This is a genomic window from Stenotrophomonas sp. YJH_SMC_25 (assembly GCF_059369595.1).
The window spans coordinates 69,283-91,400 of sequence record NZ_JCAFSV010000009.1 but is presented as its reverse complement, the minus strand read 5'-3'; the positions used below and the strand labels follow the sequence as shown (position 1 = coordinate 91,400).

The following is a 22,118-nucleotide window of genomic DNA, read 5'->3' as shown; positions in this document are numbered from 1 at the left end:
CGGGAGCCAATAAGAGGCTGTAGATCCGTAGGCACAAAAAAACGGACGTATAGCCCGCTCGGTCGGCGCAGGAAAAATGGCTTTGGCACGGAGTGATACCTACTTTGATACCTGCAGACAGGCTCAGTTCGTGTATCACTCCGATGCCAAAACCCTTGCAAAATCAGCCACTTAGTGATAGATTTTGCAAGCAGTTGGTGGAGGTGGGCGGAATTGAACCGCCGTCCGAAGGCACTCCATCCCCAGCACTACATGCTTAGCTCACCGTTGGATCTCGTCCCCGAACAGCACGGCGTGCAAAGCGCATCCGGGAACCAGCCTGTTGTGTTCTAGTGCCGGACTGACAGGCAGCCACCCAGCGCGATTCCATGATAGTGACTCTACACCGCGAGCATGGACACAAGCGGTTTCGAGGCTTAGGCCTTAAGCGGCCAGAGCGTAGTTGTCGTCGTTGGCAACTAGAGTTTTGCAGCTGGATTTACGAGGAAAGCTACCCCCTCGGCATGCGCCAGGCGACTTCACAACCCCCGTCGAAACCAATGCACCCCCGGTTTCTACAGTGCTGCAAGGTACAGGGCCGATCCCGCGTTGCCACGGTCAGGGCCTGCCCAACGGTTGCAATGCTACGGCAAAACAGCTGAACAGTCACCTTTGCAATCCACAACACGTTGTAGAGCCGCCGTCATAGCGGATTGGTAACGTCATTGGCACGAATTTGCGACACACTGGCGACGACCATCCGAGCCAGGACAGACACGGAGACTGTGGGTGACCGATGCAAGCCAACAACGCAGCCTGCGACAGCTGATCGGGCCGGTCGGTGCCGACTATCAGCGGCGCGCGTTGCCGCCCGGCTGGGTCTGGGCCGTGCTGGCGGTGCTGCTGGCGGCCACCTGGGTGACGGAGTTGCCGGCCACAGCCGCGGCGGCCCTGGTCGCCAGCGCGGTGGTGGTGCACTGGTCGCAGCGCGGTCGCATCCATTGGCTCGGCTGGCGCCTACCGGGCCTGGCCGTACTGGCGGCCCTGCTGTGGGGGCCGGAAGTGCTGTCGCAGTGGTTCGAGCACGGGCTGGCCGTGGTCCTGATGTCGCTGGCCAGTCTCAGTATTGGCGTGCACGTGTGGCAGTCGCGGCAGTTGGCGCGCCAGCTGCAGGGCGCCGCCGATGCGCTGGATGATGCCCAGTTGCTGTCGTTGCTGCCCGATGATGCCGCGCAGCTGGCCCAGCAGTGGCGGGAAGGCGATGACCGCTACGCGCCGGAACTGGCGGTGGTGATGCACCTGGCGGTGATGCACGCGGCGCTGGCGCCGCGCATGCGCGGGCAGGGCATGCTGGCGGGGTGACCGCCTTTTGTAGCGTCGAGCCATGCTCGACTGCTTTTCTTACCGAAGCCGAGCATGGCTCGGCTCTACAGAAGACCAAGACAGCCGAGCATGGCCCGGCTTTACAGGTGATGCGCTGCGGCCTTACGCGTCGCGGTTGCCGCGACGCATCACGCGCTGCTTCTCGATCGCCCAGTCGCGGTCCTTGGCGGCATCGCGCTTGTCGTGGGTCTGCTTGCCCTTGGCCAGCGCGACTTCGAGCTTGATCTTGTTCTTGCTCCAGTACATCGCGGTGGGCACGATCGTGTAGCCATCGCGCTCGACCTTGCCGACCAGCTTGTCGATCTCGCTCCGGTGCAGCAGCAGCTTGCGCTCGCGCCGGTCGTTGGCCACCACGTGGGTGGAGGCCTGGATCAACGGGGTGATCTGGGCGCCGATCAGGAAGATCTCGCCGTGCTTCACGTAGGCGTAGGCATCGATGATGTTGCCGCGGCCAGCGCGGATCGACTTCACCTCCCAGCCCTGCAGTGCCAGGCCGGCCTCGAAGCGTTCTTCGATGTGGTACTCGTGGCGGGCACGCTTGTTCAACGCGATGGTCTTGTTGGCCGTCGCGCTCTTTGCTTTATCCTTGCCGCTGTTCTTGCTCATTTCCGTATTGTCTCCGATTCGGGCCCGCCCGGTCGATTGCCGAAACGCCCTGTATTCATGCCTACTATCCGCCGCAGCGCCCTGGTCGAACATTCGTCCGCGCGCATGTTCGACCTGGTCAACGATGTCCAGGCCTATCCGCGCCGCTTCCGCTGGTGCTCGGCTGCCCAGATCCTGGAGCAGGGCGAGGACCGGCTGGTGGCGCGCCTGGACCTGGGCCTGGGTTCGTTCAGCACCTGGTTCCAGACCGAAAACACCCTGCAGCGCCCGCACAGCATCGACATGCAGCTGCGCGATGGCCCGTTCAAGCAGTTGCACGGCCGCTGGGAATTCCATGCGCTGGCCGAGGACGCCTGCAAGGTCACCCTGACCCTGGAATTCGAGCCCAGCTCGCGCCTGCTGGGGCCGGCCCTGGCGATCGGCTTCCAGGGTCTGGCCGATCGGATGGTCAATGATTTCGTCCGCGTCGCCGACGAGGCCTGAGCGATGATCGAGGTCGAGGTGGTGCTGGCCTGGCCGCAGCAGGTGCTGTCGCGCCGGCTGCAGCTGGACGAGGGCGCGACCGTGGCCGATGCCATTGCCGCCGCCGCGCTGGAAGGCAGTGACCGATGCCCGGCCGTGGCCGTGCATGGCGTACTGGCGCGCCCGCAGCAGGTGTTGCTGGAGGGTGACCGCATTGAGCTGCTACGCCCGTTGCTGGCCGACCCCAAGGACAACCGCCGGCGACGCGCGCTCGGCGGTTGATGCCCGCAACCCGTCCGTGGGGACGGGCAGGGCCTCAGCGGCCCTTCTTCTTCTTGTCCTTCGGCAGGTTGCGGCCGAACTGGCGCACGGTCTGCTGGGCCAGGGCCTTGTCGTTGCCCGGGAAGTAATCGCCTTCCCAACGGGTCACGGTGTCATTCTCGAAGAACACCACGAAGTTCTTCACTTCAGTACGTCCCAGGCGGTTCACCCGCTGGCTGGAGGTGTAGTCCCAGCGCTGGGCGTGGAACGGATCGGGAATGGACGGGGTGCCCAGCAGCGCGGTGACCTGCTGCTTGCTCTGCCCGACCTGCAGCTTGGCCACGGCATCTTCCCGGATCAGGTTGCCCTGATAGATGGGTTGCTTGTAGATGATGCCGCACCCGGTGGTGGACAGGGCGACGGCGGCGACCAACAGGAGATTGCGCATCGGGACTGGCGGTTGGGGAAATCAAACCGATGATACACTCCCGGCGTGCCACCGCGACCCAATCCGAGGCAGCTGGCGCTAAATCGCCAATGAACGGAGACCTATGGAAACCCACGACCTGCGTAAAGTCGGCCTGAAGGTGACCCATCCGCGGATGCGGATCCTGGCGCTGCTCGAGCAGCGCAATGCCCAGCACCACATGACCGCCGAAGACATCTACCGCCAGCTGCTGGAGCATGGCGACGAGATCGGCCTGGCGACGGTGTACCGGGTGCTGACCCAGTTCGAGGCCGCCGGCCTCGTGCTCAAGCACAATTTCGAGGGCGGCCAGGCGGTCTACGAGCTTGACCGTGGCGGCCACCACGACCACATGGTCGACGTGGACAGCGGCAAGATCATCGAGTTCGAGAGCCATGAGATCGAGGAGCTGCAGCGCAAGATCGCAGCCGACCACGGCTACGAACTGGAAGAGCACTCGCTGGTGCTGTACGTGCGCAAGAAGCGCAAGTAAGCCGATCCAGCCAGCCAGATGCGACGAAACCCCGGGCCTGCCCGGGGTTTTTCGTTGCTGGGTCGCGTGCTGGGGTCAGAGCCCTTTGCTGGCGCAAAGGGATCCGACCCCGGCCGACCCCTGACCTCCAAGCAGCACGTCCAGATCCACCGCCTCGGCCATCGCCCGGTTCCCCGCATCACCCGGATGCAGGTGATCGCCGGAGTCGTAGGCAGCGGCCATCCGTGACGGATCGGCCGGATCGCGCAGGGCCGCGTCCAGGTCGATCACCGCGTCGAACGGCCCGTCGGTGCGCAGCCAGGCATTGAGCTGGCGGCGCAGGGCGTCCTTGTCCGGGTGGTGGTAGTCGTCCAGCGGCGTGCCGGGCAGGGCGCCGGCGAACGGCATCAGGGTGGCGCCGAGGATGCGTAGACCCCGCCGATGGGCCTGTTCGGCCAGGGCGCGGTAGCCCGCCTGCAGCTCGGCAAGCGTGGGCCGCGCCTGCTTGCGCGCGAAGGCGGTGCCGGGCCAGCTGATGTCATTGATGCCAACCAGCACGATCACGCTGGACACGCCAGGCTGATCCAGTGCATCGCGTTGGAAGCGGGCGAGCGCGGATTCCCCCATGCCGTCGTGCAAGAGGCGGCCACCGGAGATGCCGGCATTGACCACGGCGATGCCCCGCGGTGCCAAACGCGCGGCCAGATGGTCGGTCCAGCGCTGGTCCTGGTCGAGGCTGGCGGTGGCGCCGTCGGTGATCGAATCGCCGATCACCACCACGCTGCGTGCGCTGGTCGGCGCCTCGACCTCGATGCCGGCCAGGAACAGGCGGGCCGTGGTGCTGCTGGCCCCGCTCAGTGTCTGGGCCTGGCTCTGGTCGCCAGGCGCAATCCAACTGGTCTGCCTGCCCTCCCAATGGAACGTCTGCACCGGCATCGGCCCCGGCACGAAGACGCTGACCTGCAGCGCCTGCCGGTCAGCCGTGGTCAGTGGCAGCGGATCGCTCAGCCGTTCCTGCCCGGGGCCGATCAGCACCCCGGGCTGGCCTTCGAAACTGAGCGGCTGCGGGGTGTCCCCCGCCCGGGCGGCCACGCTCGCCGCCCCGATCCGCAGTGGTTGAGTGCCGTAGGCATTGCTCAGCCGCACCCGCAGCCGAGACCCGCCCAGGCTGATACGTGCCGTCTGGCGGAAGGTCTGGTCCTGCAGTGCGGCTGGGACCAGGGTCGGAAACAGGAATTCCGGGCCCCAGACCGGTTGCGGGCTGGCCTGCCAGCTGGCGACCCAGTGCGGCGCAGGGGCGGCGCTGGCGGCACTGGACAGGACGATCAATGCGGTTGTGACGAGCTGGCTGAAACGATTCATCGGGCAATCCCGGGTGGAGGGAAGGCCATGGTGATTCCGTACTCATCTGTGAACTAGACTGCGCATGGACAATCATCTGTGAACTGGATTCATTGCCATGGCGCGCTCCGACATCAACCGATCCGGCGAACTGGAAGTGTTCGTGCGGGTGATCGAGACCGGGGGCTTTTCCGCAGCCGCCCGAACATTGCAGATGACCCCGTCGGCGGTCAGCAAGCTGGTGGCGAGGCTGGAACAACGTCTGGGGACGCGCCTGCTGCAGCGTTCCACCCGCCAGCTGCAGCTGACTCCCGAGGGATGCGCGTTCTACGAGCGCGGCCTGCGCGTGCTGGCCGACCTGGACGAGGCCGAGCGCTGCGCCAGTGCTCACGCCGAGCCGCGTGGACGCCTGCGGGTCAATTCCAACGTGCCGTTCGGCCAGCATTTCCTGTTGCCGTTGCTGCCGGCGTTCCTGCAGCGCAATCCGCAGGTAGGCGTGGACCTGACCCTCAACGACGAGGTGATCGACCTGCTGGAGCAGCGCACCGACGTGGCGGTGCGGGCCGGTCCGCTGAAGAGCTCGAGCCTGGTGGCGCGGCGGCTGGGCGCGACGCGGATGATGATCGTGGCTGCACCGGCCTACGCGCAGCGGCACGGGCTGCCACGCACTGCCGAGGAGCTGCAGTCGCACAACCGGCTGGATATCGGCCATGCGCGCGCGATGCAGGGCTGGCCGTTGCTGCAGGACGGGCGCGAACGCATGCTGCTGCCCAGTGGCAACGCCCGCGCCAGCAACGGCGATGCGCTGCGCCAGCTGGTGTTGGGTGGGTTGGGCATGGCGCGGCTGGCAGCATTCCAGGTGCAGCAGGATATTGCCGCCGGGCGCCTGCTGCCGGTGCTGGAAGAGGCCAACCCCGGTGACCTGGAAGAGGTGCACGCGGTGTTCCTGGGGCAGGGCGGCTACCTGCCGCTGCGGGTGCGCGCGTTTCTTGATTTCCTGGTGGAGAACGTCGACCTGACGCAGCCACGGGGGTAGTGCCGGCCGCTGGCCGGCAACCTCACGATCTTCGACCCCTCGCATCGGTTGCCGGCCAGCGGCCGGCACTACCGTGCGGAAGCCGGGCCCACGCACGGTAGTGCCGGCCTCAGGCCTGCAGCAGCTTGCGCGCGGCGGCGCGCGCTTCCTTGCTCACTTCCACGCCGCCGAGCATGCGTGCCAGCTCTTCCTCGCGCGCCTTGCTGTCCAGCTTTTCCACGGCGCTCTGGGTCATGCCTTCCACCGGGCCCTTGCTGACCCGGTAATGGGCATGGCCCTTGGAGGCAACCTGCGGCAGGTGGGTCACGCACAGCACCTGGCGCTTCTCGCCGAGCGCGCGCAGCTTCTGGCCGACGATGTCGGCTACCGCGCCGCCGATGCCGGAGTCGACTTCGTCGAACACCATGGTCGGCACTGCATCCAGGTCCAGCGCGGCCACTTCGATGGCCAGCGAGATGCGTGACAGTTCGCCGCCGGAGGCCACCTTGCGCAGGGCGCGCGGCGGCTGGCCGGCATTGGCTGCGACCAGGAATTCCACGCGCTCGGCACCCTGCGGGTCGGGCTTGCCGGCGTCCTGCGGTTCCAGCTCGATCAGGAACTGGCCGCCGCCCATGCCCAGCTCGGCGATGATGCCAGTGGTGGTGGCCGACAGCTCGGCAGCAGCGCTGCGACGGCTGGCGGTCAGCACTTCGGCCTGTGCGCGCCAGGCGGCGGCGGCCTTGTCGATCTCGCCGGCCAGGCGCTGCAGGCGTTCGTCGGCGCCGCGCAGCTGTTCCACTTCGGCGTGCATGCGCTCGCGCTGCGCACCCAGCTCGTCCATCGGCACGCGGTGCTTGCGGGCCAGGTCGTGCAGACGGCCGAGGCGGCGCTCGTTCTCCTCGAACTGTTCCGGGTCGGCGTCGAGGTCGTCATGCACCCGATCCAGCAGCGACAGGGCTTCGTGCAGCTGGATCGAAGCGTTCTCGATCAGGCCATCCACCTCGCCCAGGCGCGCGTCGTGCTCGATCAGGCGCGACAGCTCGTGGCGCACCTGCTGCAGCAGGTCCAGCGCGGAGCTGCCGTCGTCGCCGTTGAGCTGGTTGCTGGCGGCCTGGCAGGCGCTCAGCAGGGCGCTGGCATGGGCCTGGCGGCGGTGGCTGGCGCCGAGTGCGGCAATCGACTCCGGCTCCAGGTCTTCACGGTCCAGCTCGCGCAGCTGGTGCTCCAGGAAGCCGATCCGGTCACTGACGTCGCCCTGTTGCGACAGCGCCAGCGATTCATCGACCAATGCCTGCCAGGCCGCGGCGGCGCGTCGCACCTGGCGGCGTTCGTTCTCGTTGCGCGCATAGGCGTCGAGCAGGGCCAGCTGCGACGGGCGCGTCAGCAGGGCCTGCTGTTCGTGCTGTCCGTGGATCTCCACCAGCAGCGAGGCCAGGTCGCCCAGTTGCGCCAGGGTCACCGGGCGGCCGTTGATCCAGGCCCGCGAACCGCCATCGGCGCGGATGACCCGGCGCAGCTGGCACTGCTCCTCGTCGTCCAGCTCGTTGTCGGCCAGCCACTGGCGTGCAGCCTGCAGCTGCTCCAGCGCAAACTCGGCCGAAAGCTCGGCGCGCGCGGCGCCGTGGCGGACCACGCCGCTGTCGGCGCGCAGGCCGGACAGGAAGCCCAGCGCGTCGACCATCAGCGACTTGCCGGCGCCGGTCTCGCCTGAAACCACGGTCATGCCTGGCCCGAACTCCAGTTCGGTGGCGCGGACGACGGCGAAATCCTTGATCGAAAGATGTCTGAGCATGGGTAAGGGGGTATCAGCAGCCGCGCAACGCTAGCACGCGGGCGAGGGAGGTCCAATGACTTGCCAAGGTGATGCGCCGCCATTATCTAGTGTCCGTGTCTCACAGGTTGATTCCATGCACGGTTCTCCCGACCAGCTTGCCCCGCGTGCGCGACATCTGCTGCGCACGCTGATCGCGCGTTACATCCAGGACGGCGAGCCGGTCGGCTCGCAGACGCTGGCGCGCGTGGCCGGGCTGGAGGTCAGTCCGGCCACCATCCGCAACATCCTGGGTGACCTGGAAGACCTGGGGCTGCTGGCCTCGCCGCACACCTCCGCCGGGCGGGTCCCGACCGCACATGGCTACCGGGTCTTCGTCGACAGCCTGCTGCAGATGCAGCCGCCGGGCGAAGGCGAGCTGGCCCGGTTGCGCCAGGAACTGGCTGGCGGCGGCAGCACCCAGGCCCTGCTCGGCAGCGCCTCGGAGCTGTTGTCGGCGATGAGCCACTTCGTCGGCGTGGTCAGCGCACCACGACGCGAGCAGTTCGCCTTCCGCCAGATCGATTTCGTGGCGCTGGACGGGCGCCGGGTGCTGGCGATCCTGGTGTTTGCCGACAACGAGGTGCAGAACCGGGTCATCGAGACCCGCCAGGAGTTCGCGCCGGGCCAGCTGGAGCAGGTGGCCAACTATCTCAATGCCCATTTCGCCGGCCTGCCGATGGCCGAGATCCGCACCCGACTGCTGCTGGAACTGCGCGATGCCCGCTCCGAGCTGGAACAGCTGCTGGCGCACAGCATCGAGCTGGCCGAACAGGCCCTGCAGCCGGCTGCCGACGACATGCTGGTGGCGGGCCAGACCCGCCTGATGGGGGTGCAGGACCTGTCCGACCTGGAGCGCCTGCGCGAGCTGTTCGAGCTGTTCTCCAGCAAGCGGGAGATCCTGCAGCTGCTGGAGCGGACCATCCAGGCGCCCGGCGTGCGCATCTTCATCGGCGAGGAGACCGGGATGATGCCGCTGCAGGGCGTCTCGCTGGTCACTGCCCCTTACACGGCCAATGGCCAGGTGCTGGGCGTGCTGGGGGTGATCGGCCCCAAGCGGATGGCCTACGACCGCGTGATCCCGCTGGTCCAGGCTACCGCCGATGTCCTGGGCGCGGCGTTTTCGCCAGCCGGCCGCCCGCCGGGAACATCCGACGCTTGAAACGCAGCATCCCGCCCACACTAGGGTGGGTGGAGGCGGAGATTGACCGCCAGGGACCCAGACATGAACCACGAACAGCCAGATATCGAATCCCAGCAGAGTGCCGCCGATGCGGCCGCCACCGCCGGCGTCAACGACGAAGTCGAGCGCCTGCGCGCCGAAATCGAACAGGTCAAGGCCGATGCCCTGCGTGAGCGCGCCGACCTGGAGAACCAGCGCAAGCGCGTTGCCCGTGACATCGAACAGGCCCGCAAGTTCGCCAACGAGAAGCTGCTGGGCGATCTGCTCCCCGTGTTCGACAGCCTGGATGCCGGCCTGAAGGCCGCCGGCGACGACCCGCACCCGCTGCGCGAAGGCCTGGAGCTGACCTACAAGCAGCTGCTGAAGGTGGCCGCCGACAACGGACTGGTCCTGCTGGACCCGATCGGCCAGCCGTTCAACCCGGAACACCACCAGGCCATCAGCCAGGTGCCGACGCCGGGCGCCGCCCCGGGCAGCGTGGTGACCGTGTTCCAGAAGGGCTACCTGCTCAACGAGCGCCTGCTGCGGCCGGCGCTGGTGGTGGTGGCCGCCGATTGATGGACCAGGCCGGGCTTTGCCCGGTCCCGGTTGTGCCAGGCCATGCCTGGCAAGGTTTTCCAGGCGCTGAACACAGCGTTCGGGAGACGGCTTGAATGTTCCACGAGCCTCCCCCACATCGTATTCATCCACCGGCCGAACGGCCGGACTGACACCAACAAGCATCCTCAGGAGTCTCCCCCATGGGCAAGATCATTGGTATCGACCTCGGCACCACCAACTCGTGCGTGGCGATCATGGACGGCGGCAAGGCCCGCGTCATCGAGAATTCGGAAGGCGATCGCACCACCCCGTCAATCGTCGCCTACACCAAGGACGGCGAAGTCCTGGTCGGCGCCTCGGCCAAGCGCCAGGCCGTGACCAACCCGAAGAACACCTTCTACGCGGTGAAGCGCCTGATCGGCCGCAAGTTCACCGACGCCGAAGTGCAGAAGGACATCGCGCACGTCCCGTACAGCATCCTGGCCCATGACAATGGCGACGCCTGGGTGGCCACCAGCGACGGCAAGAAGATGGCCCCGCAGGAAATCTCGGCCAAGGTGCTGGAAAAGATGAAGAAGACCGCCGAGGACTTCCTCGGTGAGAAGGTCACCGAAGCGGTCATCACCGTGCCGGCCTACTTCAACGACAGCCAGCGCCAGGCAACCAAGGACGCCGGCCGCATCGCCGGCCTGGACGTCAAGCGCATCATCAACGAGCCGACCGCGGCCGCGCTGGCCTACGGCCTGGACAAGGGCGACAACAAGGATCGCAAGATCGTGGTGTACGACCTGGGCGGCGGCACCTTCGACGTCTCGGTGATCGAGATCGCCAACGTCGACGGTGAAAAGCAGTTCGAAGTGCTGGCCACCAACGGCGACACCTTCCTGGGTGGCGAAGACTTCGACAACCGCGTCATCGAGTACCTGGTTGAAGAGTTCAACAAGGACCAGGGCATCGACCTGCGCAAGGATCCGCTGGCCCTGCAGCGCCTGAAGGATGCTGCCGAGCGCGCCAAGATCGAGCTGTCCAGCGCCCAGCAGACCGAAGTGAACCTGCCGTACGTCACCGCTGACGCGTCGGGTCCGAAGCACCTGAACATCAAGCTGACCCGCGCCAAGCTGGAAGCCCTGGTGGACGACCTGATCAAGAAGTCGATCGAGCCGTGCCGCGTCGCCCTGAACGATGCCGGCCTGCGTTCGAGCGACATCAGCGAAGTGATCCTGGTCGGCGGCCAGACCCGCATGCCGAAGGTGCAGCAGGCGGTGACCGAGTTCTTCGGCAAGGAACCGCGCAAGGACGTCAACCCGGACGAAGCCGTGGCACTGGGTGCTGCGATCCAGGGCGGCGTGCTGGGCGGCGACGTCAAGGACGTGCTGCTGCTGGACGTGACCCCGCTGTCGCTGGGCATCGAGACCATGGGCGGCGTGTTCACCAAGATCATCGAGAAGAACACCACCATCCCGACCAAGGCCTCGCAGGTGTTCTCCACCGCCGAGGACAACCAGTCGGCCGTGACCGTGCACGTGCTGCAGGGTGAGCGCGAACAGGCCCGCTTCAACAAGTCGCTGGCCAAGTTCGACCTGTCCGGCATCGAGCCGGCCCCGCGTGGCCTGCCGCAAGTGGAAGTGTCCTTCGACATCGACGCCAACGGCATCCTGCACGTGTCGGCCAAGGACAAGAAGACCAACAAGGAACAGAAGGTCGAGATCAAGGCTGGTTCGGGTCTGTCCGAGGAAGAGATCGCGCGCATGGTCGCCGACGCGGAAGCCAACCGCGAAGAAGACAAGAAGTTCCAGGAACTGGTGCAGGCCCGCAACCAGGCCGACGCCCTGATCCACGGCACCCGCAGCGCCATCACCGAGCACGGCAGCAAGGTCGGCGGCGATGTCATCGGCAAGGTCGAGGCGGCCCTGGCCGACCTGGAAACCGCGATGAAGGGTGACGACAAGGCACAGATCGAAGCCAAGTCGAAGGCACTGGAAGAAGCTGGCCAGTCGCTGTTCGCCGCTGCTTCGGCCGACCAGGGCGGTGCCCCGGGTGCCGACGCCGGCAATGCCGGCAAGGCGCAGGACGACGTGGTCGACGCCGAGTTCACCGAAGTCAAGGACGACAAGAAGTCCTGATCCGGACCGACACGGGACGCTGGCCACCAGCGTCCCGTTGTCGCATCAGGGTCCTGACCGCCCACCGGCGTGTCGGGGCGCCCGACGCAAGAGCGGACCTTGTTCCGCTCTTCCGCTTTGACGAATCCCGACTTTCCGGAACCAGATCCACGATATGAGCAAGCGCGATTATTACGAAGTGCTGGGCGTTGCCCGCACCGCCACCGACGACGAGCTGAAGAAGGCGTACCGTCGCTGCGCGATGAAGTTCCACCCGGACCGCAACCCGGGTGATGCGGCGGCCGAAGCCTCCTTCAAGGAGTGCAAGGAAGCCTACGAAGTGCTGTCCGACGGCAACAAGCGCCGCATGTACGACAGCCATGGCCACGCGGCGTTCGAGCACGGCATGGGCGGCGGCGGGCCGGGCGGCCCGGACATGAACGATATCTTCGGCGATATCTTCGGCAACATCTTTGGCGGCGGTGGCGGTGGTCCGCGCCAGGCGCGTCGCGGCGCCGATATCGGCTACGTGATGGAGCTGGACCTGGAAGAAGCCGTGCGCGGCGTCGAGCGCCGCATCGAGATTCCGACCCTGGCCGAGTGCGGCGACTGCGATGGCAGTGGCTCGGAAGACGGCAAGGTCGAAACCTGCAATGTGTGCCATGGCCGCGGCCAGGTGCGCATCCAGCGCGGCATCTTCGCCATGCAGCAGGCCTGCCACAACTGCGGCGGCCGTGGCCAGATCATCGCCAAGCCCTGCAAGACCTGCCACGGCAACGGCCGTGTCGAGGAAGACAAGGTGCTGTCGGTGAAGGTGCCGGCTGGCGTCGATACCGGCGACCGCATCCGCCTGCAGGGCGAGGGCGAAGCCGGTCCGGCCGGTACGCCACCGGGCGACCTGTACGTGGAAGTGCGCGTGCGCGAGCATGCGATCTTCCAGCGCGATGGCGACGACCTGCACTGCGAAGTGCCGATCCGCATCTCGCAGGCGGCTCTGGGTGACACCGTGCGCGTGGCCACCCTCGGCGGCGAAGCGGAGATCCGCATTCCGGCCGAGACCCAGACCGGCAAGCTGTTCCGCCTGCGCGGCAAGGGCGTGCGTTCGGTGCGCAGCCGCAGCGAGGGCGACCTGTACTGCCGCGTGGTGGTGGAGACTCCGGTCAACCTCACCGCTGAGCAGCGCAAGCTGCTGGAACAGTTCGAAGCCACCTTCGTCGGCGAGGAAGCACGCAAGCATTCGCCGAAGTCGGCCACCTTCATGGATGGCGTGAAGGGCTTCTGGGACCGGATGACGTCCTGAGTTTTTCAACCGAAGCGTTGAGCGGTAGCGCCGGGCCATGCCCGGCGTTTTCGTTTGCGATCAGCGGAAAAACGCCGCCGGCGTCTGCGCCAGCTGGCGCTTGAACATGCTGGTGAACGCGCTGGGGCTGTCGTAGCCCATCGCCAGCGCGACATCGATGACCTTGTCGCCGACCGCCAGCCGCTCCAATGCGGCCAGCAGTCGCGCCTGCTGTCGCCACTGCCCGAAGGTCATGCCCAGCTCGTGGGCGAAGTGGCGCTGGATGGTTTTCACGTCCACTTCCAGCGCCTGTGCCCAGTCCTGCAGCGTGGCGTCGTCGCCGGGGTGCTTCTGGATGTGCTGGCAGATCCGCTGCAGGCGCGGGTCGGTGGGCGAGGGCAGGTGCAGCGGCAGTACGTCCATGCGATGCAGTTCGTCCAGCAGCAGGCGCACCACGCGGCCATCGCGGCTGTCTTCGATGTGCTCGCCCTTGATCAGGGTGGCTGCCTGCAGCAGTTCGCGCAGCAGCGGTGCCACCTGTACCGCGAACGGTTCGGCCGGCAACTGCGGGGCGAACGACGGATCGATGTACAGGCTGCGCATGTGCACGGCGGCAATGCAGTCCACCGCGTGCACCATGCCCGCCGGCATCCAGATCGCACGGGTGGAGGGCACGACCCAGCGACCGACTTCCGAGCGCACCACCATCAGCCCCGAGATGGCATAGACCAGCTGGTGGCGCTGGTGCTTGTGGCCTGCGATATGGGTGCCTGCCGGGTACTGGGTAACCCGGTAGGTGACCGGACGATGCAGTGGCACATCACGCCACGGCGCAGCCGGGTCGACATCGCCGGCAATGTCCTTTTTGCGATAGGCCATGACCCGAACGCGGCAGAAGGGAGGGGAGGGCAACCGTAGCATGCGTGGCTCGCCCCCAACCTGACTGCGTCCATGTCCGCCTTGGCTTCTCCCGCAACGACCTCACGTCCGGTGGCTCCCGGTGTGCTGGCAGCTATTTCCACCTCGCATGTCGTCAACGACATGATGCAGTCGCTGATCCTGGCCATCTATCCAGTGATCAAGGGCGGCTTCAACCTGAGCTTCACCCAGATCGGCCTGATCACGCTGACCTACCAGCTGACCGCTTCGATCTTCCAGCCACTGGTTGGCGCCGCCACCGACCGTCGCCCGGCGCCGTACTCGCTGCCGATCGGCATGGCCTCGACCCTGTGCGGCATGCTGCTGCTCGGCTTCGCGCCGAACTATGCGGTGGTGCTGATGGCTGCGGCGATGGTCGGCATTGGTTCGGCCATTTTCCATCCGGAAGCATCGCGCATTGCGCGGCTGGCCTCGGGTGGCCGCCATGGCTTCGCGCAGTCGGTGTTCCAGGTGGGCGGCAATTTCGGTACCGCGCTCGGTCCACTGATTGCTGCAGCCGTGATCGTGCCGCATGGCCAGCATGCCGCGTCGTGGTTTGCCGGCGCCGCGCTGATCGGCATTGCACTGCTGACCTATGTCGGCCGCTGGTACGCGCTGCACCTGGGCACCCCGCGCCCGGCCAGCACCGCCTCGATGGCGCCGCGCCATCCCCCGCGCACCGTGGCCAAGGTGCTGGCGATCCTGCTGGTGCTGATCTTCAGCAAATACTTCTACATGGCCAGCATCGGCAGCTACTTCACCTTCTACCTGATCCACCATTTCGGCATTCCCGTGGCGCAGGCGCAGCTGCATCTGTTCGCATTCCTGGTGGCGTCCGCCGCCGGCGGCTTCCTCGGCGGCCCGCTGGGTGACCGCATCGGCCGCAAGCCGATCATCTGGACCTCGATCCTGGGCGTTGCCCCGTTCGCCCTGATGCTGCCGCATGCGGATCTGTTCTGGACCACGGTGCTGGCGGTGCTGATCGGTTTCGTGTTGTCGTCGGCGTTCTCGGCGATTGTGGTGTACGCACAGGAAATGATGCCGCACCGCATCGGCATGGTGTCCGGCCTGTTCTTCGGCTTTGCGTTCGGCATGGGTGGACTGGGTGCTGCCGTGCTCGGCCTGCTGGCGGACAAGACCAGCATCGAGTACGTCTACCAGTTGACTGCGTTCCTGCCGCTGCTCGGCATCGTGGCGGCGTGGCTGCCGCCGTCGCGGCCTGCTGCTCACTGAGGGGTTTTGGTTTGCAGGGCTTGCAGCCCTGCACCCGCAGAGGCAACGGCAACAGCCGAAGCGCGCTATCCGTGGATTGGCGGGGTGGGTCCGGTTGCAGGGGACGCCGGTAACCCATCCCTGGGGGCTTGGCCGCGGCATCCATGGCGCGGGCACCCCTGCAACCGGACCCACCCCGCCTTCGACAGTTTTCCGTGATCTGCCGGAACGGCTTACTGCTCTGGTAGGTGTCGACCTTGGTCGACACGGTAGATCCACGCTATGCGTGGATGACTCATTCGATATCTGACAGATGTGTCGACCAAGGTCGACATCTGCCAACAGCGCGCAACAACAGCCGCAGTTACCAACAGCCGCGTGAACCTGTCGAAGGCGGGGCGGTGTCGGCGTGCGGGGTGTCAGCGGCATGGATGCCGCTGCCAAGCCTACAAGGACGTACTTGCGGCGTCCCCGCACTCCGACACCGCCCCGCCATCCCACGGATAGCCCGCTCTGGCTTTTGATGTTGACGTTGATTCTGCAGGCGCAGGGCTGCAAGCCCTGCCGAAAACCCCCTTGAGCGTAGAATGCGGCCATGAGCGAATCCCTTGATAACCACCTGGTCCACGGCCGCCGCCAGCGGCCCGACGGCCCGTCGCCGATCGATGTCATCTCGGTCCAGTCGCAACTTGTCTACGGCCACGCCGGCAACAGCGCCGCCGTGCCGCCGATGCGCGCTCTCGGCGTGCGCGTAGCAGAAATTCCGACCGTGTTGCTCAGCAACGCGCCGTTCTACGACACCACGCGCGGTCGCGTGCTGCCCGCCGACTGGTTCGCCGACCTGCTGCTGGGCACCCACGAGCGCGGCCTGCCGCAGCGGGCGAAGATGCTGGTGTCCGGCTACTTCGGCAGCACCGCCAACGGTGCGGCCTTCGCCGACTGGCTGGACGACATCCTGCCGGCCTGCCCGCAGCTGCGTTACTGCCTGGATCCGGTGATTGGTGATACCCACACCGGCCCCTACGTGGAACCGGGCCTGGAAGCGATCTTCGCCGAGCGCCTGCTGCCGCATGCCTGGCTGGTGACCCCGAACGCCTTTGAACTCAATCGCCTCACCGGTATGCCGGCGCTCGCCGAGGCCGATGCCATCGCCGCCGCACGCACGCTGCTGGATCGTGGCCCGCACTGGGTGATCGCGCACAGCGTGGGCGGCACCCCGGGTGAACTGGTGACCCTGGCTGTCGGCCGCGAGGAGACCTGGCGCTGGACCTCGCCCCTGTTGCCGGTGGACGTGGCCGGTACGGGTGATGTGCTGATGTCGCTGGTGGTGTCGTTCCTGCTGCGCGGCGAATCGATGCAGCAGGCGATCTCGCGTGCGATTGCCGGCACCCACGCGGCCCTGGAGGCGACCCTGGACAACGGCTTCGAAGAATTCGACGTGATCGCTGCAGCGCCTGCCGCGCTGGCCGAGGGGACGCGCTTCCGCGCCGAACGCGTGGCATGAGCGGCCTGCTCGAACGCACGCCGCGCACGGTCGGCATCGTCGGCAGTGCCGGCGCCTACGGGCGCTGGCTGACCCGCTTCTTCCAGCAGCACATGCAGCTGCGGGTCATCGGCCATGATCCGGCTGATCCGGGCTCGCATACGCCGGAACAGCTGCTCGCGCAGGCCGATGTGCTGGTGTTCTCGGCGCCGATCCGGCATACGCCCGCGTTGATCGCCGAGTACGTGCGGCAGTCGGTCGGCCGCGAGCAGGACCGGCTGTGGCTGGACGTGACCTCGGTGAAGGAGGCACCGGTGCAGGCGATGCTGGCCTCGCAGGCCGAGGTGGTCGGGCTGCACCCGATGACCGCGCCACCGAAAGCGCCGACCCTGAAGGGTCGGGTGATGGTGGTCTGCGAAGCGCGGCTGCGGCACTGGCAGCCATGGGTCGATTCGCTGTGCACGGCGCTGCAGGCTGAGTGCGTGCGGGCCACGCCACAGCATCACGACCAGATGATGGCGCTGGTACAGGCGATGGTGCATGCCACCCACCTGGCCCAGGCCGGCGTGCTGCGCCAGTACCAGCCGCAGCTGGGCGACCTGGCCGCGATGATGCCGTACCGGTCGGCATCGTTCGAACTGGATACGGCGATCATCTCGCGCATCCTGTCGCTGAACCCCGCGATCTACGAGGACATCCAGTTCGGCAACCCGTACGTGGCGCCGATGCTGGAGCGCTTGGTCGGCCAGCTGCAGGCCCTGCAGGCCCAGGTCGGACAGGGCGACGACACTGCACGCAGTGCATTCCGTGAGCAGCTGCTGTCGGCCAACCGCAGTGCCTTCGGCGAGCAGGCACTGGCCGCGGGCAACTACACCTTCGAACGCGTGGGCTATCTGCTGGCTGACCTGACCGAGCGCAATGCGTTGTCGGTGCACCTGCCGGAAGACCGGCCGGGCTCACTGCGTGAACTGCTGAACGTGTTCGAGCAGCACCGCATCAGCCTGGCCTCGATCCATTCCTCGCGCACGCCTGGCGGCGAAGTGCATTTCCGGATCGGGTTCGTGGCCGGCAGCGATCCGGGGGCGATCAGTCGCGCGGCCGCTGAAGTGGACGCCAGCGGCATCGGGCGGGTGCTGGGCTGAGCACATTCATCCACAGGCGGTGTGGATGGTTTCTGAGCAAAGGTGTGGATAACCTCGCTCAGCCCTTGGTAGCAAAGGCTGTCAAGATGCTTGGTCAAAAATTGATCACGCTTTTTTGTAGGGTCGAGCCATGCTCGACCGCCTTTGGCAAAAAGCGTGTCGACCAAGGTCGACACCCACCAGAGCGGAGCGGTACGAAATCCGGTGGCGCCGGGCCATGCCCGGCGAACCTCAGATCGTCAGCCTCAGCTCACCGCCACTGGTGGTGAACTCGCGGCCGTCGCGTACCAGCGGCCGTCCATCATCCAGTTCGTAGCGTGGCGTGGCTTCGGAATGGTGCCCGCTGCCATTCGCCTCGGGCTTGAACTCGATGATGATGTGGCTTTCGCCGTTGCTGTCGACGGCGGGGAACTGACGGAACGACATCGTGCACCTCCTTCAGCGGATGCTGCTGTAGCGCGGCCAGCTTGGCCGCGCCGATGTTAGGCGGACGTCATCAATCGATGAACTGCAGGCGTGCAAGTTCAGCGTACAGTCCGCCTTCGGCCAGCAGCTGCGCGTGCGTGCCCTCGGCGACGATGCGGCCCTGGTCCATCACCACGATGCGGTCGGCCTTGAGCACGGTGGCCAGGCGGTGGGCAATGACCAGCGTGGTGCGGCCCGCCATCAGGCGTTCCAGCGCCTGCTGCACGCTGTGCTCGCTCTGCGCGTCCAACGCGCTGGTGGCTTCGTCCAGCAGCAGGATCGGCGCATCCTTCAGCAGTGCGCGGGCAATCGCCACACGCTGCTGCTGGCCACCGGACAGGCGGGCGCCGCGCTCGCCCAGCTCACTGTCATAGCCCTGCGGCAACGCGCGCAGGAATCCGTCCGCCTCGGCGGCGCGTGCGGCATCTTCCACCTCGCTGTCGCTGGCCTGCAGGCGGCCATAGCGGATGTTGTCGCGCGCGCTGGCGGCAAACAGCGTCGGCTGCTGCGGAACCAGCGACAGCTGTCCGCGCAGTTCGGCCGGGTCGACCTGGCGCACGTCGATGCCATCCACGCAGATGCGGCCACTGGCCGGATCGTGGAAGCGCAGCAGCATCGACAGCACCGTGCTCTTGCCTGCGCCGGACGGGCCAACCAGGGCCACGGTCTCGCCCGGGCGCACGTGCAGGTTGAAATGGTCCAGCGCCGCCTGGTCTGGGCGCTGCGGGTAATGGAACACCACGTCGTCGAACCGGATCTCGCCCCGCAGCGGCTGCGGCAGCACGTGCGGCTGCGCCGGCGCGCGGATCTCGATGTCTTCCTGCAGCAGTTCGCCGATGCGGCCCATGCCGCCGGCCGCGCGCTGCAGTTCGTTCCAGACTTCGGCCAGCGCACCGACCGAGCCACCACCGATCAGCGCGTACAGCACGAACTGGCCAAGGGTGCCTGCGCTGAGGCGGCCGTCGATGACATCGTGCGCGCCCAGCCACAGCACGCCGACGATGGCGCCGAACACCAGCAGGATGGCGCTGGCGGTGACCAGCGACTGCGCACCGATGCGGCGGCGGGCGGCCTTGATGGCATCGCCCAGTGCATGGTCGAAGCGGCCGCGCTCGTAGGGTTCGCGTGCATGCGCCTGTACCGTCCTTACGGCGCCCAGGGTCTCGCTGGCCAGGCTGTTCGCATCGGCGATGCGGTCCTGGCTGCTGCGCGCGACGGTGCGCAGCTTGCGCGCACCGATGATGATCGGCAATACCGCAAGCGGAATGCCCAGCAGCGACCACGCCGCCAGCCGCGGGCTGGTGACGAACAGCATCGCCAGGCTGCCGACCACCGTGACGCTGCTGCGCAATGCCACCGACATGGTCGAGCCGACCACGCTGCGCAGCAGTTCACTGTCGGCGGTCAGGCGCGAGACCAGCTCACCGCTGCGGCTGCGGTCATGGAAGCCGGCACCGAGCTGGATGAGGTGTGCGTAGAGGCGGCTGCGCAGGTCAGCCACGACCTTTTCGCCCAGCAGCGACACGAAGTAGAAGCGCGCGGCGGTTGCCAGGGCCAGCACCACGGCCACCAGCATCAGCAGGGCGAAGGCACGGTTGATCTGGCCGCCGCTGCTGAAGCCATGGTCGATCATCTGCTTGACCGCCGGCGGCAGGCTCAGCGTGGCCGCCGAAGACACCGCCAGGGCCATCAGCCAGGCGGTGAACAGGCCACTGTGGCGGCGCACGAACGGCCATAGCGTGCGCAGGCTGCCAAGGCGGCGCAGCGGCGGGGGCGAGGCGGGGGCGCCGTCCTTGTCAGTCATCCTGGTGGTCGTCTTCTATGCGGATACGGTCACGAGTGGCGTCGCGCAGGCGGATTTTCAATGCGTCGACCTGATCGGCCGGCAATTCGACCCGCAGGCACACCCCGTTCGCGTCGAACTGTTCATCGCGCTTCTCCGCGCCGAATGCCGGCAGGGCCGCATGCAGGGTGCCCAGGTCTTCGAAGCCGGCCTGCAGCTGCAGCCGTGCCATGGCGACCAGCGCCAGCCGCGGCGCGGTGCGCAGGCATTCTGCGGCGGCGCCACCGTACGCCCGGACCAGGCCGCCGGCGCCGAGCTTGATGCCACCGAACCAGCGCGTCACCACCACCATCACCCGATCGAAGCCCTGCCCGTCGATCGCGGCCAGGATCGGCCGCCCGGCGGTGCCTGCCGGCTCGCCATCATCGCTGGAGCGGTAGTCCTGGCCATGCCGGTAGGCCCAGCAGTTGTGCGTGGCGTCGGCCACGGCCACCTGTTGCAGGAACGCCAGCGCTGCGGGGGCGCCGTCGATCGGCGCGGCATGGGCGATGAAGCGGCTGTGTTTGACTTCCAGCGTGTGGCTGACGGGCTGGGCGAGGGTATCGAACATTCCCGCCATTCTACGGTGTTGCCGGGTACCCCCGCCCGCTTCAGTCGTCCAGCAGCGGGCGCAGGTCGCGCGGCAGGCGCGCTTCCGGATATTGCTGGATGTAGCGCTCCAGGCTGGCGCGGGCGAGGTCGCGCTGGTCCTGATCACGGCGCTCGCGGATTTTCTGCAGCCACTGCCGGCGTGGCAGGCGCGCGTCGGCGTCCACCTCGGCCTGCACGGTATCCGCGCTCAGGCCCGCATCGCTGCCGCGGCGCATGATGCCCGGAGCCGAACGGCTGGGGGCCTCACGCTTCATCGAGGTGATCTCCACCCGATCCAGCGCCTCCGCCCGCGCGACCTCGGCGGCATTGGCTGCCGGTGCCGGTGCAGGTGCCGCGGCCGTGCGTGCTTTCAGTGCCCCGGACGCTGCCGGCGCGAATGCCGGTGCAGGTGCCGGTGCCGAGTAGGCGGCGGATGCCGGTGGCGCAGGCGGCGCTGCGGCCGGTGCTGCCGTCGGCGCTGGCGGGAGGGCCGCAAAGGCGGTATCGGCGGCCGCATCCGCAGCCATCGATCGTGCAGCCTGGGCCGGCGCTTCAGCGGTCTCGGCCGGCGCCGGCTCGGGCGCGCGTGCGATGGCCGGTGCCGGGGCAGCGGCAACAGGGGCGGCCTCGGGTGCTGCGGGCGCAGCGCTTGGTTCGGCGGCCGCCACAGCGCTGTCGGCTGCACTGCGGTCAGCGGCCTGATCGGCAGCCGCAACGTCTTCTGCCGCTGCCGGTGCCGCAGCAACAGCGGCCTCACCGGTCGGAACCGGCGGCGGTTCCGGACGCAGCTGCCAGGCGATGCCGATGGCAAACACCATCGAGGCGGCGATGCCGAACACCGCCGGCCAACGCGGGCGTGTGCGCTGCGTGCGCGGCGCCTCGGGAGAGGCGACCGCATCGGCCGCCGGCGCGTCCACGGCAGCGCGGGCCGCGGCCAGGATGGCAGCGTCCAGTGCGGCGGGCGGAGCCTGCTCGGCGCGACGGCCGAGCAGCCGGGCCAGCTCGCGTTCTTCCGGCGTCAGCGGTTCGTCTCGGTTCATGCGTTCAATCCCGCACGCAGCTTGTCCATCGCATAGCGCAGCCGCGATTTCACGGTTTCCCGGCCTACGCCGGTGATCTGGCCGATCTCCTCCAGGCTCAGTTCCTGATCCAGCCGCAGTTGCAGCACTTCGCGCTGCTCAGGCGGCAGTTGTTCCATCGCCAGCTGGATGCGGCGACGTTGTTCGAATTCGGAAAGCTCGCCTTCCGGGGTCTGCCCATCCTCGATCGCGGCCAGGCGCAGATCGGCATCGGCCGGGGCAGCCGGACGGTGGCGGGCGGCGCGCCAATGGTCGTTCAGGCGGTTGTGGGCAATGCGGAACAGCCAGGTGCTGAAGGCCGCGTCCGGTTGCCACCCGGCACGGGCGCTGATCACCCGCTGCCAGACGTCCTGGAAGATCTCCTCGGCCAGCGCGGTGTCGCGCAGTTGCCGCAGCAGGAAGCCGAACAGGCGCTTGCGGTGGCGCCCATACAGGCTTTCGAACGCGCGCAGGTCGCCACCGGCCCAGGCCAGCATCAAGGCTTCATCGGTTGGCAGTGCGCTGGCT

The 22,118-nt window shown here is 67.4% G+C and carries 22 protein-coding genes and 1 other RNA gene; 12 read left to right on the top strand and 11 right to left on the bottom strand.

From position 1 onward, the window contains the following. Positions 1 to 195: 195 nt before the first annotated feature. Positions 196 to 549, bottom strand: a transfer-messenger RNA (tmRNA) gene (gene ssrA / locus AC5P7E_RS13675). A gap of 219 nt (positions 550 to 768) precedes the next feature. Between ssrA and AC5P7E_RS13670 the strand changes: the two genes are divergently transcribed. Further along, complete coding sequence (locus tag AC5P7E_RS13670) at positions 769 to 1,341, top strand: hypothetical protein (protein ID WP_005409230.1); 573 nt, start codon at positions 769 to 771, stop codon at positions 1,339 to 1,341. Positions 1,342 to 1,464: 123 nt separating this feature from the next. Here AC5P7E_RS13670 and smpB read toward each other — a convergent pair whose 3' ends face one another. Beyond that, on the bottom strand, positions 1,465 to 1,968 hold the full coding sequence (smpB, locus tag AC5P7E_RS13665; RefSeq protein WP_005409231.1) for an SsrA-binding protein SmpB: 504 nt from the start codon (positions 1,966 to 1,968) through the stop codon (positions 1,465 to 1,467). A gap of 57 nt (positions 1,969 to 2,025) precedes the next feature. Between smpB and AC5P7E_RS13660 the strand changes: the two genes are divergently transcribed. Together AC5P7E_RS13660 and AC5P7E_RS13655 are read left to right on the top strand one after the other, a co-directional pair. Beyond that, entirely contained in the window at positions 2,026 to 2,451 is a 426-nt protein-coding gene (locus tag AC5P7E_RS13660; RefSeq protein ID WP_005409232.1) for a type II toxin-antitoxin system RatA family toxin, read from the top strand. A 3-nt stretch (positions 2,452 to 2,454) separates the two neighbouring features. Then, on the top strand, positions 2,455 to 2,712 hold the full coding sequence (locus AC5P7E_RS13655; RefSeq protein ID WP_005409233.1) for an RnfH family protein: 258 nt from the start codon (positions 2,455 to 2,457) through the stop codon (positions 2,710 to 2,712). A 34-nt stretch (positions 2,713 to 2,746) separates the two neighbouring features. Here AC5P7E_RS13655 and AC5P7E_RS13650 read toward each other — a convergent pair whose 3' ends face one another. Next, positions 2,747 to 3,139: an outer membrane protein assembly factor BamE gene (locus AC5P7E_RS13650; RefSeq protein ID WP_005409234.1), complete on the bottom strand. Its 393-nt coding sequence runs from the start codon at positions 3,137 to 3,139 to the stop codon at positions 2,747 to 2,749. 103 nt (positions 3,140 to 3,242) lie between these two features. On the opposite strand from AC5P7E_RS13650, the gene fur reads away from it, so the two are divergent. Further along, positions 3,243 to 3,650, top strand: a complete 408-nt coding sequence (gene fur / locus AC5P7E_RS13645; RefSeq protein WP_005409235.1) for a ferric iron uptake transcriptional regulator — start codon at positions 3,243 to 3,245, stop codon at positions 3,648 to 3,650. Positions 3,651 to 3,725: 75 nt separating this feature from the next. Here the strand turns inward: fur and AC5P7E_RS13640 are convergent, their stop codons facing one another. After that, on the bottom strand, positions 3,726 to 4,991 hold the full coding sequence (locus AC5P7E_RS13640) for an SGNH/GDSL hydrolase family protein (protein ID WP_114618658.1): 1,266 nt from the start codon (positions 4,989 to 4,991) through the stop codon (positions 3,726 to 3,728). A 97-nt stretch (positions 4,992 to 5,088) separates the two neighbouring features. Between AC5P7E_RS13640 and AC5P7E_RS13635 the strand changes: the two genes are divergently transcribed. After that, positions 5,089 to 6,006, top strand: coding sequence for a LysR family transcriptional regulator (locus AC5P7E_RS13635; protein WP_111118552.1), 918 nt, complete (start codon positions 5,089 to 5,091; stop codon positions 6,004 to 6,006). Between the two features lie 109 nt (positions 6,007 to 6,115). Here AC5P7E_RS13635 and recN read toward each other — a convergent pair whose 3' ends face one another. Continuing rightward, positions 6,116 to 7,777, bottom strand: a complete 1,662-nt coding sequence (recN, locus tag AC5P7E_RS13630; RefSeq protein ID WP_049395747.1) for a DNA repair protein RecN — start codon at positions 7,775 to 7,777, stop codon at positions 6,116 to 6,118. A 115-nt stretch (positions 7,778 to 7,892) separates the two neighbouring features. Between recN and hrcA the strand changes: the two genes are divergently transcribed. The 4 genes from hrcA (at position 7,893) to dnaJ (ending at position 12,920) form a co-directional block, all read left to right on the top strand. Beyond that, a complete protein-coding gene (gene hrcA, locus AC5P7E_RS13625) occupies positions 7,893 to 8,957 on the top strand; it encodes a heat-inducible transcriptional repressor HrcA (protein WP_005409239.1) in 1,065 nt (354 codons plus the stop codon). Positions 8,958 to 9,020: 63 nt separating this feature from the next. Beyond that, positions 9,021 to 9,536, top strand: a complete 516-nt coding sequence (gene grpE / locus AC5P7E_RS13620; protein ID WP_005409240.1) for a nucleotide exchange factor GrpE — start codon at positions 9,021 to 9,023, stop codon at positions 9,534 to 9,536. A 182-nt stretch (positions 9,537 to 9,718) separates the two neighbouring features. After that, positions 9,719 to 11,641, top strand: a complete 1,923-nt coding sequence (dnaK, locus tag AC5P7E_RS13615) for a molecular chaperone DnaK (RefSeq protein ID WP_005409241.1) — start codon at positions 9,719 to 9,721, stop codon at positions 11,639 to 11,641. Between the two features lie 154 nt (positions 11,642 to 11,795). Continuing rightward, the gene (gene dnaJ / locus AC5P7E_RS13610) at positions 11,796 to 12,920 is read left to right on the top strand and encodes a molecular chaperone DnaJ (RefSeq protein WP_005413008.1); all 1,125 of its coding nucleotides are present in this window, start codon (positions 11,796 to 11,798) and stop codon (positions 12,918 to 12,920) included. 60 nt (positions 12,921 to 12,980) lie between these two features. Here dnaJ and AC5P7E_RS13605 read toward each other — a convergent pair whose 3' ends face one another. Next, on the bottom strand, positions 12,981 to 13,778 hold the full coding sequence (locus tag AC5P7E_RS13605; RefSeq protein ID WP_005413009.1) for an AraC family transcriptional regulator: 798 nt from the start codon (positions 13,776 to 13,778) through the stop codon (positions 12,981 to 12,983). 72 nt (positions 13,779 to 13,850) lie between these two features. Here AC5P7E_RS13605 and AC5P7E_RS13600 point away from each other — a divergent pair, with 72 nt between their 5' ends. The 3 genes from AC5P7E_RS13600 to AC5P7E_RS13590 all read left to right on the top strand — a co-directional run bounded on the left by AC5P7E_RS13600 (position 13,851) and on the right by AC5P7E_RS13590 (position 17,654). Then, on the top strand, positions 13,851 to 15,050 hold the full coding sequence (locus tag AC5P7E_RS13600; protein ID WP_012479919.1) for an MFS transporter: 1,200 nt from the start codon (positions 13,851 to 13,853) through the stop codon (positions 15,048 to 15,050). A 574-nt stretch (positions 15,051 to 15,624) separates the two neighbouring features. Beyond that, a complete protein-coding gene (gene pdxY, locus AC5P7E_RS13595; RefSeq protein ID WP_049430620.1) occupies positions 15,625 to 16,533 on the top strand; it encodes a pyridoxal kinase in 909 nt (302 codons plus the stop codon). Next, positions 16,530 to 17,654 carry a prephenate dehydrogenase gene (locus AC5P7E_RS13590; protein ID WP_111687134.1) on the top strand — a complete coding sequence of 375 codons (1,125 nt, stop codon included), beginning with the start codon at positions 16,530 to 16,532 and terminating at the stop codon, positions 17,652 to 17,654. The genes pdxY and AC5P7E_RS13590 overlap by 4 nt, the downstream gene beginning before the upstream one ends. Before the next feature lie 231 nt (positions 17,655 to 17,885). On the opposite strand, the gene AC5P7E_RS13585 is transcribed toward AC5P7E_RS13590, so the two are convergent. The 5 genes from AC5P7E_RS13585 to AC5P7E_RS13565 all read right to left on the bottom strand — a co-directional run bounded on the left by AC5P7E_RS13585 (position 17,886) and on the right by AC5P7E_RS13565 (position 22,087). Next, entirely contained in the window at positions 17,886 to 18,080 is a 195-nt protein-coding gene (locus AC5P7E_RS13585; RefSeq protein ID WP_005409247.1) for a hypothetical protein, read from the bottom strand. Positions 18,081 to 18,150: 70 nt separating this feature from the next. Next, complete coding sequence (locus AC5P7E_RS13580; protein ID WP_111687135.1) at positions 18,151 to 19,923, bottom strand: ABC transporter transmembrane domain-containing protein; 1,773 nt, start codon at positions 19,921 to 19,923, stop codon at positions 18,151 to 18,153. Further along, on the bottom strand, positions 19,916 to 20,512 hold the full coding sequence (locus tag AC5P7E_RS13575) for an IMPACT family protein (RefSeq protein WP_111687904.1): 597 nt from the start codon (positions 20,510 to 20,512) through the stop codon (positions 19,916 to 19,918). The genes AC5P7E_RS13580 and AC5P7E_RS13575 overlap by 8 nt, the downstream gene beginning before the upstream one ends. A gap of 40 nt (positions 20,513 to 20,552) precedes the next feature. Beyond that, the gene (locus tag AC5P7E_RS13570) at positions 20,553 to 21,572 is read right to left on the bottom strand and encodes a hypothetical protein (RefSeq protein ID WP_111687136.1); all 1,020 of its coding nucleotides are present in this window, start codon (positions 21,570 to 21,572) and stop codon (positions 20,553 to 20,555) included. Continuing rightward, positions 21,569 to 22,087 (bottom strand): RNA polymerase sigma factor, encoded by a 519-nt coding sequence (locus tag AC5P7E_RS13565; protein ID WP_229295586.1) that lies wholly within the window; start codon positions 22,085 to 22,087, stop codon positions 21,569 to 21,571. The genes AC5P7E_RS13570 and AC5P7E_RS13565 overlap by 4 nt, the downstream gene beginning before the upstream one ends. Positions 22,088 to 22,118: the final 31 nt, after the last annotated feature.